Below are 15,271 nucleotides of genomic sequence, written 5' to 3'. Positions count from 1 at the left end.
CTGTCACCGTCCCATCTCATTTATTCTATGGCCGAGCTCTGTATACCTTGTGGGATATAGACGTCTCAACCCTTCGTTTCATTGCGGATTAGGCGCCGAGATACAGCATAGCCGTATACCGTTCGCGGTTCTAGATGGTAAACCCCCTGTAAACTCTTGACCTGCGGGTTTATATTGGTTTAGAGGGGGTGTAACTCCATGAACGGTCTTTAATCCCGAATAAACTAGGTAAAAATTGCATACGGGTGAATGATGGTCTTGTCAACACGAGGCGTGATGTTCGAGCGCCTCATAGTAATAGTCGGCAAGACCGGCGGAAAGGAAATCGACATGGCACTGCCTAAGGATTTCATCGACACCAACGACTTCACCAAAGAGCAGATCCTGGCTATCGAGGATCTTGGTCTGGCAATGAAGAAGGCCATCAAGGTTGACGGTTATTATCCGCACCTGCTCCGCAACAAGAGCCTTGGCATGATCTTCCAGCAGGTCTCCACCCGCACTCGTCTTTCCTTCGAGACCGCTATGACCGACCTCGGCGGCCATGCTCAGTTCTATGGCCCTGGCACCATCCAGCTCGGCGGTCACGAGTCCCTGGGCGACACCGCTCGCGTTATGGGCTCGCTGCTCGACATCATGATGGCTCGCGTTGACCGTCACAAGGACGTCGTCGGCCTCGCCGAGGGCTCCGCTGTGCCCGTCATCAACGGCATGTCCGAGTTCAACCATCCCACGCAGGAGATGGGCGACCTCATGACCATGCTCGAGAACCTCCCCGAGGGCAAGAAGATCGAGGACTGCACCCTGGCCTTCATCGGCGACGCCACCCAGGTCTGCGTCTCCCTCATGTTCATCGCCTCCAAGGTCGGCATGAAGTTTGTCCAGTTTGGACCTAAGGGCCACCAGATCCCCGACGGCGGCCTGCACGTTGGCACCGTCGAGGAGCGCGCCGAGTTCGGCAAGCAGATGATGGCCATCGCCGAGGAGAACTGCAAGGTCTCCGGCGGCTCTGTCGTCATCTCCGACGACATCGAGTGCATCAAGGGCGCCGACTTCATCTACACCGACGTGTGGTATGGCCTGTACGACGAGGAGGTCTCGGGCGAGAACTACATGGACGTGTTCTATCCCAAGTATCAGGTCACCATGGACATGATGAACTTTGCCGGCCCCAACTCCAAGTTCATGCACTGCCTGCCGGCCACCCGCAACGAGGAGGTCGTCGACGAAGTCATGGACGATCCCGAGCGCTCCCTGTGCTGGGTCGAGGCCGAGAACCGCAAGCACTCCATCCGTGCTCTCCTTGCCGCCCTGGGCAAGCGCACCCCGCTCAACGACGAGGGTGTCGAGTACTCCGCCAAGGCTGAGCTCCACGCCGCTCTCGAGGCTCTCGAGCAGCTCTAAGCCTCAAGGCTTCTAAAAGCACGTTTGCGGGCGGCGGATGCTCGTCTCCTGTCGCCCGCTCACCGAGGCCCAAGCAATTGCCTTAATACCTTAGGGCCTCGGATCTGTCCAAGACTGAGCGAAGGAGCTCATCATGAGCGACGGAAAGAAAAAGCTTTCCTTCTTGACGGTCATTTCGACCATCATCTGCGTCGTCTTCGTTTGCGAGGCCGCCGCTCCTGCTGCTGCCATTGGCAACCAGCAGTTCTTCTGGTGGATCTTCCTGATCCTGACCTTCCTGCTTCCCTACGGCATGGTTGTCGCCGAGCTCGGTACCACCTATGACGGCGAGGGCGGCATTTACGACTGGGTACGCGATGGCCTGGGCGACAAATGGGGCGCCCGCATCTCGTACTACTACTGGGTCAACTACCCGCTGTGGATCGCCTCGCTGGCTACCATGTTCCCCGACATTTTGGGCATGGTCTTTGGCGTCGAGTTCAACTTGATCGCCAAGATGGGTATCGATCTTGCCTTTGTGTGGATCGTCTACCTCATGGGCCGCTCCAAGGCGGCCGACTCCGAGTGGGTCCTTAACGGTGGCGCCATCATCAAGGTCGCCGTTGCCGTTATCGTTGGCGCTTTGGGCATTTGGTATGCCATGGAGAACGGTTTTGCGAACGACATGTCCGCTGCCACCTTCCTGCCCGAGCTCACCAACACCAACGCTCTCGGCTACCTGTCGATCATCATCTTTAACTTCATGGGCTTCGAGGTCATCTGCACCATGACCGACGACATGGCCGATCCCGCTCGCGATATTCCCAAGGCTATCATTGTCGGTGGCGTGGCTATTGCCGTCATCTACCTGTTCGCTGGCTTCGGCATCGGCGCCGCTGTGCCGGCCGACTCCATCGACCCCGACTACGGCATGATCGTCGCAGTCCAGACCATGGTGGGCGACTCCATGATCTTCAAGGTCATCTGCATCGCCTTCCTGATTACCCTGTTCGCCAACATGGCTGCTTGGTCCTTCGGCGTCAACTCCGTCGCTCGCTATGCTGCTGAGCACGGCAACATGCCCAAGGTCTTCGCCTCGATGATCTCCGAGGACGACATGCCCAACGGCGCCAACCTGGTCAACGCTGTCGTTGCCTCCCTGGTTCTCTGCCTGCAGCTCGTTCCCATCGACGCCATCTCCAACGGTGTCTTCTGGATGCTCTTCGGCACCTCCGTCGTCTTCCTGCTGCTCACCTACATCCCGATGTTCCCGGCATTCCTCAACCTTCGTAAGAACGACCCGAACCGTGAGCGCATCTTCACGTTCCCGTTTAAGGGCGCCATGATGAAGGTCATGCTGGCCATCCCCTGCATCGAGCTGGTTCTTGCCATCGTTGCAACGCTGGTACCGTTCTCCGCCGCTGAAATTGGCGACAAGGTCCCGATGATCGTCATCTTCATCGTGCTCGTGCTCATCGGCGAGGTCGTCCGCGTCGTCAGCGCCAAGGGCCGCAAGGAAGAGTACAAGGGTCTAACCCCTGAGCTCGCAGCCCAGCGTCTCGCTGAGGAGGCCGCCGAGGCCGAGGAGAACTAGAGCACCCGGTTCTGGGGCTCCGATCCTCCTCGCGTACCAACGTGCGCTTCGTCGGGCTTGTCGCTCCCGACTCCGGGCACTCCGGCCTCTTCGGAGGCGTGCCCAAGCGACAGGTTTGCTAACCATTCCCTGGGGTGGGTGTGAGCTATTGCTCCGGTAACCACCGCCTACCCCAATCTCTCTTCCGTATCCTTCGTGCGTTTTGTCTCCGCGCACCAGGTTACGTCGTCGCTTGCCGGTGCGACTCCGTGAAAACCGGCGCCGGGCGCCCCGACCTTTGCCGGGGAACGGGCGCCTACCATCTCTTGGTTTTAGGCTGCGGGTAACCCGCCCGCGGCAAACGATCGTTCGATTTGGAGGAAATCTTATGCGTACGATCACCGAGTCCGAGTCCACCCCCAAGGCCGACGGCTTCTTCATGCCCGCCGAGTTCGCCCCGCAGGATCGCGTGTGGATGGGCTGGCCCCACCGCACCGACACCTGGGCCCACGGCGCCAAGCCTGCTCAGAAGCAGTATGCCGCCATCGCCCGCGCCATCTCCGAGTTCACCCCGGTCTATATGTGCGCCAACCAGGTCGACTATGCCAACTGCAAGGCCGTCTTCGAGAACGACGAGAACGTCACCGTCATCGAGATGACCACCGACGACGCCTGGTTCCGCGACACCGCCGCCACCTACGTCATCAACGGCAAGGGCGAGAAGCGCGCCAACCACTGGCACTTCAACGCCTACGGCGGCCTCGTCGACGGCCTCTATTTCCCGTGGGACAAGGACGAGCAGATCGCCCTTAAGATGGCTGAGCTCTCCGGCTGCCGTCGCTATCGTCCCGATGACATGATCCTCGAGGGCGGCTCCATCACCGTCGACGGCGAGGGCACCCTCGTCGTTACCGACCAGTGCCTGCTTTCCCCGGGCCGCACCTGCTCTGCGGTTCTGGAGGAGGAAGAGGATCCCGAGTCCATCTGGCCCAAGTACCACAAGAAGTTCGAGCCCTGGAGCGAGGAGCTTCGCGAGTACATGAACGAGCACCTCAAGGATTACCTGGGTGTCGAGAAGGTCATCTGGGTCAAGGAGGGCATCGACCCCGAGGAGACCAACGGCCACATCGACGACGTCGCCACGTTCATCGCCCCGGGCGTCATGGCCTGCATCTGGACCGACGACCCCGAGTACCCGTTCTACGAGCAGTGCCACGCCGCCTACGAGACCCTCTCCAACGCCGTCGACGCCAAGGGCCGCAAGCTGAAGGTCTACAAGCTCTGCATGCCCGTGAACCCGCTGTTCATGGACCAGGCCTCCTGCGACACCATCGACGCCGACGAGAACGCCGAGCCGCGCGTTGCCGACGAGCCGCTGATCGCCTCCTACATGAACTACCTGGTCACCAACCACGGCGTTATCGTCCCGCAGTACGGCGACGAGAACGACCAGCTGGCCGTCGACACGCTCCAGAAGATCTACGACGAGGTCTGGGGCGAGGGCGTCTACAAGTGCGTCGGCGTCCAGTCCGAGCAGGTCGTCTTCGGCGGCGGAAATATCCACTGCATCACGCAGCAGGAGCCGTCCGCTTAATCGTCTGGCTTCCTGAGCCACGGCACCTTCCCGTTCATTCGTCGCTTGCGTACCAAAGTACGCTTCGCTCCTCTTTCACGGGAATCTGCCGCACCTCAGAAACCCAGCCGATCAATCGGACCGGCTGGGTGTTAGGAATATCCAGCCGATCAATCGGACAGGGGGCAGCTGACTCGTCCGGGGCATGGCGTCAGTTTGCTCGATGTCTTGGTTGGCTGGGTTTTCTTTGGGCACTCCGTTGCCTCCACTTCGGAGTGCCCTTTTTCTTTGATTGAATACGCGTCTGACCTGGGATTTTTTGCGGGTTAGGCCAATTGTTCGCTTGAATTTCCCAGGTCAGACGCGTCTTCAATTGCGAGAAGTTTTCGGTCGCGAGCGCGGCCGTTTTGATCGGAGTTTCTATGTACCAGCGTATCGTTATCTACACGCGCCTGTTCCGCGAGCGCTGGTCCAACAATTGCATTCTCTCCTCTCTTTGGGATGGCACCTGTACCGGTGACGCGGCCTGCAACCCTACCTTGGGCTGCGCCTTCGGTACAGATGCCATCCTTTTTGCTGTAGGGGGAGCGTGCCATGGCAGGTAAAAAGTTCTCCCTCTTCGAGGTCATCCTCTCGGTCATCTGCGTCGTGTTTACCATCGAGGCGGCGGCTCCGGCATCTGCCATGGGCAACGTGCAGTTCTCCTGGTGGATCTTCCTTATCATCACGTTTTTGCTGCCCTATGGCCTGGTGGTGGCCGAGCTGGGCACGGCATTCGATTCCGAGGGCGGCCTGTACGACTGGGTTCGCCTGGGTCTGGGTGACCGTTGGGGTGCCCGCTGCTCTTGGTGCTACTGGGTCAACTTTCCGCTGTGGGTGGCAAGCATCGCCTGCATGTTCCCCAGCGTTATCAATGCGGTATGGGGTGTTGAGTTTTCGCTCGGCGCTCGGATCGTCATCGAGCTTGCTTTTGTGTGGGACGTCACGCTCATGGCGATGCAGCCGGTGGCCGAGGCCGATTGGGTTATGGACGGCGGTGCCGTCATCAAAGTACTCATTACCGCTGTGGTGGGAATTGTCGGCATCTGGTTTGCCTGCAACAACGGCTTTGCCAACGACATGTCGTTTGAGACCTTCATTCCAGATTTGGGCGACACCAATTCGTTGACGTACCTATCGATCATCCTGTTCAACTTTATGGGCTTCGAAGTGGTTGCGACCTTTGCCAGTACGATGAAAAACCCGTCGCGCGATATCCCCAAGGCGGTTATCGCCGGTGGCGTGGCCATTGCGGCAATCTACATCATTTGCGGCATTGGCATTGGAGCCGCGGTTCCCACCGAACAGCTTTCACTCGATTCGGGCATTGTGGACGCGGTCGCCGCTATGGTGGGGCGCACCCACTCGCTAACGATGATCGTGGGCATGGCCTTTTTGGTGACGCTGTTCGCCAACATGATCTGCTGGAGTTTTGGCGTTAACAACGTGGCGAGCTATGCCGCGCGCCACGGCAACATGCCGCGCCCCTTTGCGCTGGTGTCCAAGAAGACGGGCATGCCCAACGGCTCGGCGCTCATCAACGGCTGTTTCGCCAGCCTGGTGTTGCTGCTCCAGATTCCGTTGGGCGAGGGCTCCGACGTCTTTTGGGTCTTCTTTTCCATGAACGTCGTCTTTCTGCTTATGAGTTATATCCCGATGTTTCCGGCGTTTTGGCGCCTGCGCAAATACGACGATCGCCCGCGTGTGTTTCGTGCGCCCTTCGAGGGCAAGGTGCTTGCCGTGGCGCTCGCAATTCCCGTGGTAGAGCTCGTGCTTTCGATCGTCGCTACGATCGTGCCACTCAACAGCTCGCCCGCCGAGATGGCAAAGTTGCCCATTCTCGTGGGTGTGGTGATCGGCGTGTTGCTGGGCGAGGTTTCGCGCCTCATATCGCGCCGCGGCCGCAGCGTCGACAATCCCGGCGTTGGTGCAAGAAGGACAGGTTTCTTTGCACCAAAACGTTTCTTTGCACCAAAACAGTAGCTCCGCGAGCTGCGCGGCGCTTGCCGCATCTTGGATTACTGTTCGCGGTGCTCGGGATTGGAAGCGAGCTTAGGCGCAAAGTAGGGGACGTGGCCCAGGTAAGGGCAGCTGTCGTTGCGCTCATCAACGATGCAGGGAACGTCATCGTAGGTCATGGTCGAACCGATCTTGGCGATGGCCTTGGCGGCGGGCGCGACAATAATCTTGAGCGGTGCAATCGGCGCCATGGCATCTCCTTTCGATCTTGGTATTCGTTCGATGTCTTACCATAACTGTAATGCGGAATCAAGCTGGTTGTGTGCGGAATGAGAGTAGTATGAGCTTCGCATTCTTTATCTACACGATTCTTGTCATGGGCGTTGGATTGGTGACGGCATCAACTGCACTCGTAATATGGCTCATGACTCGTCGACGCGATTGTTTGGTGGCGGCCGCGGGCTTCCTTCTTTATATCTTCGATATGTCGGTGATCTTCTTTGATGAGTACAACCGGCTCAAATATGACTATGTGGTGACGTTTAATGAGCCGCTTCAACATCCGTTACTGCGCTGCGCGCTGGGCGTGGCGATTCTTGCGTGCGTATGGCTTTGGGTAACGTTTCGCTTACACGATGAGGTGACCGTTAAGCGCGTTGCCGCATATGTCGTACCGATCGCCGTGCTTCAGCTTGCTCTGGTGCCTCGTACTGGCTTTGCGGGCCAGGTTCAGCAATATCTTTTTTGGCTTACGCGCGATTTGGGAATGGCATTCTGTTTGGTATATGCTTACGCTCGCTATCGCAAGACGGAGAATAGGGCTGAGCGGCTCGATCTTGAGCGCACTCGGACGTTCTTTCGCATAGCCTGCGTGCTTACCGTGATGGTGGTTATCGAGGATACCTATATGATCCTATTCTGCACGCCTGACGTTGACAACGTGATGGTGAGCGCCTTTTTATGGTATCTGGGCGAGCGGAATATCTCAGAGAATTTATTGTTTGTGGCTGCAGCCGTTCAGCTATTTAAACAGTTCAGCCATATCTTACGTGTGTTCTCGCGTCACCCTCGTGCCGATGAAGAGGTAGCGACAGAGCGCCGTGATGCACGGGAGGACCTTGTCTCGCGTGTTGTGATTTTCTCGGACGAGCATGGGCTTTCAAAGCGTGAACAGGAAGTGCTTACACTCGTATTGCGTGGACTCGATGTCCAAAATATTGCTAACGAACTTGTGATTAGTCCGGGTACCGTCAAGGCTCACCTGCATCGCATCTATGTAAAGAGCGAAGTCAAGGCGCGTGACGACTTGATTGAGACATTCTGGCGCTCGTAAGGCTGGAGTGGTTCGGCTGACGGCGTATCGCAGACCACTTGGCGTAATGAAGCGACAATAAACTTTGACAATAAAATACCTGCTCAGACGTGTAAACCTTCTTAAGCCGTCCGTTCGCTCGCTTCCATCTTGGCAGCTTGTGCAGGAGGTGCGTCAATGGGTGTTGACACGGGGCGTAGGGCGCTGGACAGACACCCGACCGCTCGTAGGCACGTGTCATGTAGGGAGCGACAAATGCTCCCTCACCGATTGGGCGCGTCGTATCGTGGCGCTCATCCATTGTCCTGTAACGTCTGAGGAGGCTCATATGGACAAAGCGGATTTAGTCATCAAAAGTAATGCTGTGTTCACTGGTGACGGGCTGGCCCCGTTCAAGGGCGGCGTTGCCGTCGCAGGTGACAGGATTGTTGCGTGCGGCGAGGATAAGTACCTCGACGCTTTTATCGGGCCCGATACCGAGGTGCGCGACTATGGCGATAAGCTCGTCATGCCTGGCATCATCGACTCACACACTCACTATGCCCAGGGCGCCTTTGTGTCCGATCCCGATTTCGCCGTCAATCTCATCGATTGCACAAGCTTTGAGCAGTGTATGGAACGCGTGCAGGCGTTTGCCGAAGACCACCCGAACAACGAGTGGATCGTGGGCTATCAGGTTATCCAGTTCCAGTGGGACGTGCCCGAGATGCCTACGGCGGCAATGATCGATGAGTACATTTCGGACCGTCCGGTCTTTTTGCAGCAGGTTGACGTGCACACGTTTAGTGCCAACACCTGCGCAATCGAGAAAATCGGCATTACTGCTGAAACGCCAGACCCATCAGGCGGCAAGATTCTTAGGGATGAAGCTGGCAACCCCACTGGGGTCTTCTCGAACAACGCGGGATCCCTTTTCTTGGATGAGGTATACAATCCTGCCCCCGAGGTGGCTAGTGCTTCCTTTGCCAAGACCGCGCATCGTGCCAACGCTCTCGGTATTACGACAGTCGGCATGGTAAGCCCAACTTTTGTGAGCATGGATAACCCCTATAAATTCCTCGCGGAGCTTAACCGCAAGGGCGAACTTCCGTTGCGCGTGTTCATGTACACAGACCTTTTTGAGAACGAGGCCATGACGCTCGAGGAGATTCGGGCGAAATACGACTTCCCGGGCACGCAAGTCGAGTGGCATGGCTTTAAGCAGTTCATTGACGGTGTGTGTTCCGATCATACTGCTTGGATGCTCGAGCCCTATGCTAATGCTCCCGAGACCTGTGGCGAGCCGGCTGAGGAACCTGAGCGTGTGCGCAAAGCCATCCTTAAAGCGCTTGAGTGGGGTGTCGACACGCGCATCCATGCCATAGGCGATCGTTCCGTACGCTTTATCCTGGACTGCTTCGAGGAGGGCGAGAAGCGTTACGGTCTTATGGGCTGTCGTCACTCCATGGAGCACAACGAGACTGTTCAACCTGAGGATTTGCCGCGCTATGCGGAGCTCGGCGTCTGTCCGGCCATGCAGCCGTGGCATATGCTGCTTGATATGGCAGACTTGGCAAAGGACGACGCCGTTGGTCCCGAGCGCGCGGCGCTCTCGTGGCCAATTCATAGCCTGCTCGCGAGCGGTGCCTGCGTGCATCTGGGCTCCGACTTCCCGGTCGTGGGGCTTGAGCCTATGGAGGAAGTCTATGGAGCGGTCTACCGCATGCTCGAGGATGGATCTAATCCTGAGGGTTGGTTCCCCGAGGAGCGAATCACTATGGCCGAGGCCCTGCGCGCATACACCTACGGCAGCGCCTACGCTATGCATGCTGAGGACCGCATCGGCACACTCGCCTGCGGCAAGCAAGCCGACATTTGCGTACTCGACCGCAATCTCTTTACCTGCGAGCCGGCAGAGGTGCTCGAGGCTACCGCGGCCCTTACGATGATCGCCGGCAAGGTGGTCTTTGAGGCCTAGCGCCATCGTTTGGTTGGGCGGCTTGGCGCCAGTTGTCAGCCGCCTGACATCCATTCAGCACTACTCTCTCAAGGAAAGGGGAGAACAATGGCAGAAGAAGTAACCGCTGCCGTGGAGGAGGAGCGCGAGCTCGCCTCCCAACCGATTCCCGGTCTGGTGCGTAAGTACACCATCGTCACCGGCCAGGGCATGCTCGCCCAGATCATCATGGTGGTCCTCGAGGGCCTCGTGATGGGTTGGGGCCTGGGTGCCCACGGCCTGGCCTGCGTCTCGATCATCATGTCGGTCGAGTACATCAACCTGGCCTTTGGCAACCTGTTTGGCACCGGCGTGCCCGCCGTGGTGGGCAACCTTTTGGGTGCCGGCGACATTAAGGGCGCAAGCAAGGCTTTTAGCCAGGGCTTTTGGCTCACCACGATTGTGAGTGTGCTGCTTGCTGTGGTGATGGCCGTGTTTACCGAGCCCATCTGCGCATTCTTTGGCGCCACGCCCGACATCATGGCCGATACCGTTGCCGGCGTGCGCACCTTCGCCGTGCTGCTGCCGCTCACGGTCATTGGCCAGATGGTCACCGCTGTGATGCGTGTGGACGAGAAGGTTCAGGTCCAGGCCAACCTCATGACCGTTTCAGCCATCGTTGCCATCTGCTGGCTCGCGCTTTCTACGTTTGTGCTCAAGTTTGGCGTTATGGGCGCCGGCGTGTACTACGGGCTTTCCATCGGTATCTGGGCCATCGGTATCTTCTGGTTCATCGGGGGCAAAAAGTCCCAGCTCCAGATTAGCCTGGCCGACCTTAAGCTCGACCTCGCCGTCTGCGGCCAGATCCTCAAGATCGGCTTCCCGTTCTTCCTGGTCCAGGGCGCGACCTTTATCTTTAACACCGTTGCCAACTCGCTTTTGGGCTCGCTCGGCGGCGACATGGGCTCGCTCTACATCGCAGCCTTTGGCGTGATCAACGGCTACATCCTCTACATCACCATGATGGTTGCCCAGTGCTTCTCCTATGGCCTGCAGCCCATCGCTGCCTTCAACGCCGGCGCAAAGGCTTGGGCGCGCCTTAAGGAGACGCTCTCTTGCACGCTTAAGTACCAGGTTGTGACGCTGGCGCTGGTCACCGTCGCGCTCTGGCTTGCCGCCACTCCGGTGTGCGCCTTCTTTGCCGGCAGCGATCCTGCGCTCGTTGAGGTTGCCGCCAACGCCACGCGTACCGTCATCCTGGCTGTTGCCCTGGGCTATCTTGCCATGACCATGTCGATATATTTCCAGGCGGTCGAGAAGGTTGGTGTCGCCACGTTTACCGGCCTGCTTCGCTATGTGATCTGCTCAGTGCCGCTTATGTACCTCCTCGGCAACATGATGGGTGTTGAGGGCGTGTGGATCGCCCTGGTGGTGGCCGACGCCATTACCGGCATCATCTCCATTGCGCTCGCCGCGCACGAGTCCAAGCGCCTTGCCACGCTCTAGGCTCGGACATGGCTGGCGTACGATAGTCGAACAAGTTAACTCGCCTGCAAGCCACCACAATGGGGACAGCCCCCATTGTGGTGGCTTTTGTTATTTAGGGTCTGAGATTTCGGCTCTATAAATAATGCTTTTGAACTAGGCTACTATAAGATTGTGGTAAACGCTAATATAAGATTATGGCGAATGAAACTATCCGATTATGGTAACAGCGCAATAAGGGGCGTTGATATGGCTGAGTTCATTAACAGGGATTTGCATGAGTTACTCATTCGCATGGCAGGCTGGTTTCCTGTTGTGTCGTTGACAGGGCCTAGGCAGAGCGGTAAGTCTACGCTGGTTCGGCATACCTTTCCCGACTATTCCTACGTCACGCTTGAGGACCCTCAAACGAGGCGCGCGGCCTTGGAGGATCCGGTGAGTTTTATCCGCAACCGAAAGGGCGGACTCATCATCGATGAGGCGCAATACGCCCCGGATTTGTTTTCAATGATCCAGGTTGTTTCGGATGAGCGGGGAGACGCCGGTCAATACATCCTTACAGGCTCGCAAAACTTTTTGATGATGAAAAGCATCGGGCAGTCTCTTGCCGGGCGAGTCGGGATCTTGAAATTGCTGCCATTATCGTTTCGAGAAGCGGAGAGGGGCCAGCAGGGGCAGCTGGAAGTGGATTTGTTCGCGCTCGAAGGGGGATACCCTCGCCTGCGTTCCGCCGGAATGCCGTCCTCGGTTTATTTTCCCAGCTATATCGATACCTATGTTGAGCGCGATGTTGTGGGCTTGCTTGATGTGCGCAATAAGGCGGAGTTTCATAAGTTTCTGTCCATAATTGCTCAGAGCGTCGGTGCCCTCATCAATATATCCTCGCTTTCTCGAGATACGGGCGTGAGCGTATCGACCATTAAAAGCTGGTTGTCCATCCTGGAGCAGAGCTACCTGACGTTTTCGCTGCAGCCCTATTATGCAAATGCCAAGAAGCGTCTAACTAAAACGCCCAAGCTCTATTTTTACGACACGGGGCTGCTCTGCTACTTGCTCAAAATTGGATCACTGGAGCAACTATTGGAGAGCCCTTATCTGGGGGCCGTTTTCGAAAACCTCATCGTTTCCGAAACGGCGAAGAGCCATCTCAACGTGGGCGAGAATCCCGAGCTGTATTTCTATAGGGACGACAGCAAGCGTGAAATCGATTTGCTCGACTGTACAAACTCAGGGAGTCCCAAGGCTATCGAAATAAAATCATCCAGAACGTATCACGATAAGTACGCCCGCCATCTACAGACTGTATGCGATGAGATCGACATTGCAAAAGATGCGCGCTATGTTGTAGCCCGCGTGGACTCAACGTATGAGTCGAAAGACTGTAGTGTGGTTTCGGCGCGTGATTGGCTTTTACGATAACAAGCTCGGCGTATTAACAACAGCCGCGAAGGGAACCGGCCCCTTTTTGCGGCGGTTTTTGCCTATCTGGTGCGTCTTAGATGCAAGTGAGTAGACTTATTTGGATATGCCGAGCACACCGCGGCAAATGCTCAATAAAACCGCAGGTCAGAGCTGTGGCGTTTTGGGGCGTGCTTGGCCTCCTGCAAAAAGCCTACTCACTTGGTTTTTCTGCTGGAAGACCGCCGTGAGGGAAGGCAGCTCCCTCGTGGCGGCTGACATTTGCCCAGATAAAACCTACCAAAATAACCCCGTCTACTCTTTGAGCCAGAGCCGACACTAATTCAAATGGCGAAATCAAAGGGCGTTCTCCGTATGGAAGGCGCCCTTTTTCATCGCAGGATGTTTTGCGCGGCAGTCATAAGGCCCAGTCGGTTACTGACGCCGAGCTTGCGATAGATGGCGTTGACGTGCTTCTTTACGGTTGACTCGCTTATGAAAAGCTCGTTTGCCATCTGTTTGTTTGTTTTGCCGTCGAGCATGAGCTGCATGACTTCGGCTTCGCGCGGTTGGATATTATGTTCTGTAATGAAAGCATTCAGCTGGTCTGTGTCTTCGGTCTGGGTGAGATTAATGCCCCGAGGATAGAGGTTGGCGAGCGCGAGGCTCGCGTGCCGAGCGATTTCGAGCAGGATTGCGAGCTCGGTGTCGGTGAAGTCTCCGGCCGTGCGTTCGCGAAACAGGGTGATGCTTCCTAGCGGGCTGTCGTTGTGCGCGAGCGTGGCCGTACAGCCAAAGTAGACGCCCTGCGGTTCCATCCATTTGCGATAGATGGGCGTGGCATCGCGTCGCTCGACGTCCACGAGGTCGAGGTCGCGGTAGACGCCGACCTTATGTAGGTCAAAGCTCCATGTTGTATAGTCCATCGCGGCGTAGCGGTTGTAGTAGTCGCTCAGCGCGCGGTCGTCCATTCCGCTGCTTGCGGGGTGGACGTAGCGTGGGGCGTCACTGCCTGCCGCCTCGATCAGGTCGAACATGGCGATCCGATGGGGCACGAGCCCTGTCGTTCCCTCGAGGGTCTCCTTTTGCAGCTTATCGACACCGTGTGATGCGTGGATTGCAAGCGCGAGCTCGTTGAGAGCAGTCCAGGTCGTACTGTCCAACTCAATAGTCTGCTGTTTATTGCATGGGGGCATAGGGCGTCCTTTCCATTGTGGAACCCAGTATGTCATGTTCTCGGCCTGAATAGAACTTTAGGTCAGCGAATGGTATACCGTTGGTCGCTGAAAGGGGCTCGAGGGACTATTGAGAACATCTCGGTGCGGCCGCATCATGGTCTCGTCAAGCAAAAGCACCGAGATTTAGGAGCTTGAAATGAAGACCATCTACGAGAGTGAATCCACGCCTAAGAAGGACGGGTTCTATATGCCCGGCGAGTATGAGGAACAGGAGCGCACCTGGATTCTGTGGCCGCACCGCTCCGACGTGTGGCGCTGCGGCGCCAAGCCGGCGCAGAAGGTCTTCACCGAGATCATTAAGACCGTTGCACGCTTTCAGCCCATCACGGTAGGCGTCAACACCGAAGACTTCCCCGCGGTGTGCGAGATCTTCGACGGTGTTGAGAACGTGCGCGTTATCCACATGGAGTACAACGACAGCTGGATTCGCGACCCCGGCCCGGCGTTCCTCGTTAATGACAATGGGGAGGTGGCCCTTTCGCACTTCCACTTTAATGCTTACGGCGGTTTCATTGACGGTCTGTACTTCCCGTGGGACAAGGATGCTTCCATTGGCCTGCAGGTGGCACAGCTTGAGCAGGTTAACCGTTATCGTCCCGAGGACTACATCCTCGAGGGTGGCTCGTTCAACTGTGATGGTCAAGGCACCGTCGTGACCACCGAGATGTGTCTGCTCAACGAGGACCGCAACCCGCAGTACACCAAGGAGCAGATTGAGGAGAAGCTCTCTGAGTATCTCGGTATCGAAAAGGTTATCTGGATCAAGGACGGTATCGATCCGTACGAAACGAACGGTCATGTGGACGACGTCGCATGCTTTAGTGCGCCCGGCGAGGTCTGCTGCATGTGGACCGATGATCCCAACCATAAGTTCTACAAGGAGTGCCAGGAGGCGTACAAGACGCTCTCCGAGTCCACGGATGCCAAGGGTCGCAAGCTCAAGATCCACAAGGTGATCATGCCTGCGACTTCGGTATATATGACCGAAGAGGAGGCCAGCACGATTGATCCCGTCGAGGGCGTGCTGCCGCGTACCCCCGAGGACGCCTTCGAGCCGAGCTATCTCAATTTCCTGCCCATCAACGGAGCGGTGCTTGTGCCGCAGTTCGGTGACCCCAACGACGCCCAGGCGCTCAAGGATATCCAGGCTGCTTATCCGGACCGTGAAGTCATCGGTATCATGACTCGCGAGGTTATCTACGGCGGCGGCAACATCCACTGCATCACCCAGCAGCAGCCCAAGGCGCGCCACAAGTAGTAGCTCCTTGGTAAACAGGGTTTGATTATCCGTAAATGAAAGTCCGCCGGCTTCAATGGCCGGCGGGCTTTTTGTGTGGCGGCTTGGGCGTTTGCCCAGATAAAACCTACCAAAATAAACCTGTCCCTTTTTGGCAGG

General features: G+C 57.2%; 11 protein-coding genes. 9 read left to right on the top strand and 2 right to left on the bottom strand.

The window, feature by feature from the left end; translation table 11 throughout:
- Positions 1 to 330 precede the first annotated feature (330 nt).
- The 4 genes from ptcA to FGQ67_RS03675 all read left to right on the top strand — a co-directional run bounded on the left by ptcA (position 331) and on the right by FGQ67_RS03675 (position 6,551).
- Entirely contained in the window at positions 331 to 1,404 is a 1,074-nt protein-coding gene (ptcA, locus tag FGQ67_RS03690) for a putrescine carbamoyltransferase (protein ID WP_117583532.1), read from the top strand.
- Between the two features lie 133 nt (positions 1,405 to 1,537).
- The gene (locus FGQ67_RS03685; RefSeq protein WP_138340146.1) at positions 1,538 to 2,977 is read left to right on the top strand and encodes an APC family permease; all 1,440 of its coding nucleotides are present in this window, start codon (positions 1,538 to 1,540) and stop codon (positions 2,975 to 2,977) included.
- A gap of 367 nt (positions 2,978 to 3,344) precedes the next feature.
- On the top strand, positions 3,345 to 4,550 hold the full coding sequence (locus tag FGQ67_RS03680; RefSeq protein ID WP_138340144.1) for an agmatine deiminase family protein: 1,206 nt from the start codon (positions 3,345 to 3,347) through the stop codon (positions 4,548 to 4,550).
- A 573-nt stretch (positions 4,551 to 5,123) separates the two neighbouring features.
- A complete protein-coding gene (locus FGQ67_RS03675) occupies positions 5,124 to 6,551 on the top strand; it encodes an APC family permease (RefSeq protein WP_138340142.1) in 1,428 nt (475 codons plus the stop codon).
- A 35-nt stretch (positions 6,552 to 6,586) separates the two neighbouring features.
- Here the strand turns inward: FGQ67_RS03675 and FGQ67_RS03670 are convergent, their stop codons facing one another.
- Positions 6,587 to 6,778: a hypothetical protein gene (locus FGQ67_RS03670; RefSeq protein ID WP_138340140.1), complete on the bottom strand. Its 192-nt coding sequence runs from the start codon at positions 6,776 to 6,778 to the stop codon at positions 6,587 to 6,589.
- Between the two features lie 89 nt (positions 6,779 to 6,867).
- Here FGQ67_RS03670 and FGQ67_RS03665 point away from each other — a divergent pair, with 89 nt between their 5' ends.
- From FGQ67_RS03665 to FGQ67_RS03650, 4 genes are all read left to right on the top strand, one after another.
- Positions 6,868 to 7,860 (top strand): LuxR C-terminal-related transcriptional regulator, encoded by a 993-nt coding sequence (locus tag FGQ67_RS03665; protein ID WP_171025182.1) that lies wholly within the window; start codon positions 6,868 to 6,870, stop codon positions 7,858 to 7,860.
- A gap of 307 nt (positions 7,861 to 8,167) precedes the next feature.
- The gene (locus tag FGQ67_RS03660) at positions 8,168 to 9,796 is read left to right on the top strand and encodes an amidohydrolase (RefSeq protein WP_138340136.1); all 1,629 of its coding nucleotides are present in this window, start codon (positions 8,168 to 8,170) and stop codon (positions 9,794 to 9,796) included.
- A gap of 87 nt (positions 9,797 to 9,883) precedes the next feature.
- Positions 9,884 to 11,260: an MATE family efflux transporter gene (locus tag FGQ67_RS03655; protein WP_138340134.1), complete on the top strand. Its 1,377-nt coding sequence runs from the start codon at positions 9,884 to 9,886 to the stop codon at positions 11,258 to 11,260.
- A 228-nt stretch (positions 11,261 to 11,488) separates the two neighbouring features.
- Positions 11,489 to 12,658 (top strand): ATP-binding protein, encoded by a 1,170-nt coding sequence (locus FGQ67_RS03650; protein ID WP_212746002.1) that lies wholly within the window; start codon positions 11,489 to 11,491, stop codon positions 12,656 to 12,658.
- Between the two features lie 371 nt (positions 12,659 to 13,029).
- Here FGQ67_RS03650 and FGQ67_RS10255 read toward each other — a convergent pair whose 3' ends face one another.
- The gene (locus FGQ67_RS10255) at positions 13,030 to 13,833 is read right to left on the bottom strand and encodes a helix-turn-helix domain-containing protein (protein WP_249934373.1); all 804 of its coding nucleotides are present in this window, start codon (positions 13,831 to 13,833) and stop codon (positions 13,030 to 13,032) included.
- Between the two features lie 178 nt (positions 13,834 to 14,011).
- Here FGQ67_RS10255 and aguA point away from each other — a divergent pair, with 178 nt between their 5' ends.
- Entirely contained in the window at positions 14,012 to 15,133 is a 1,122-nt protein-coding gene (gene aguA / locus FGQ67_RS03640) for an agmatine deiminase (protein WP_138340132.1), read from the top strand.
- Positions 15,134 to 15,271 lie beyond the last annotated feature (138 nt).

It is taken from the genome of Collinsella aerofaciens (genome assembly GCF_005845035.1).
Taxonomy (GTDB): domain Bacteria; phylum Actinomycetota; class Coriobacteriia; order Coriobacteriales; family Coriobacteriaceae; genus Collinsella; species Collinsella aerofaciens_I.
Note: the sequence above shows the minus strand (reverse complement) of the source record. Positions and strands in the feature narration are given on the sequence as shown.

What these genes read in the sequence shown, in the direction of transcription:
- ptcA (WP_117583532.1), top strand. Translation starts at nt 331, where the DNA reads ATGGCACTGCCTAAGGATTTCATCGACACCAACGACTTCACCAAAGAG.
- FGQ67_RS03685 (WP_138340146.1), top strand. Translation starts at nt 1,538, where the DNA reads ATGAGCGACGGAAAGAAAAAGCTTTCCTTCTTGACGGTCATTTCGACC.
- FGQ67_RS03680 (WP_138340144.1), top strand. Translation starts at nt 3,345, where the DNA reads ATGCGTACGATCACCGAGTCCGAGTCCACCCCCAAGGCCGACGGCTTC.
- FGQ67_RS03675 (WP_138340142.1), top strand. Translation starts at nt 5,124, where the DNA reads ATGGCAGGTAAAAAGTTCTCCCTCTTCGAGGTCATCCTCTCGGTCATC.
- FGQ67_RS03670 (WP_138340140.1), bottom strand. Translation starts at nt 6,778, where the DNA reads ATGGCGCCGATTGCACCGCTCAAGATTATTGTCGCGCCCGCCGCCAAG.
- FGQ67_RS03665 (WP_171025182.1), top strand. Translation starts at nt 6,868, where the DNA reads ATGAGCTTCGCATTCTTTATCTACACGATTCTTGTCATGGGCGTTGGA.
- FGQ67_RS03660 (WP_138340136.1), top strand. Translation starts at nt 8,168, where the DNA reads ATGGACAAAGCGGATTTAGTCATCAAAAGTAATGCTGTGTTCACTGGT.
- FGQ67_RS03655 (WP_138340134.1), top strand. Translation starts at nt 9,884, where the DNA reads ATGGCAGAAGAAGTAACCGCTGCCGTGGAGGAGGAGCGCGAGCTCGCC.
- FGQ67_RS03650 (WP_212746002.1), top strand. Translation starts at nt 11,489, where the DNA reads ATGGCTGAGTTCATTAACAGGGATTTGCATGAGTTACTCATTCGCATG.
- FGQ67_RS10255 (WP_249934373.1), bottom strand. Translation starts at nt 13,833, where the DNA reads ATGCCCCCATGCAATAAACAGCAGACTATTGAGTTGGACAGTACGACC.
- aguA (WP_138340132.1), top strand. Translation starts at nt 14,012, where the DNA reads ATGAAGACCATCTACGAGAGTGAATCCACGCCTAAGAAGGACGGGTTC.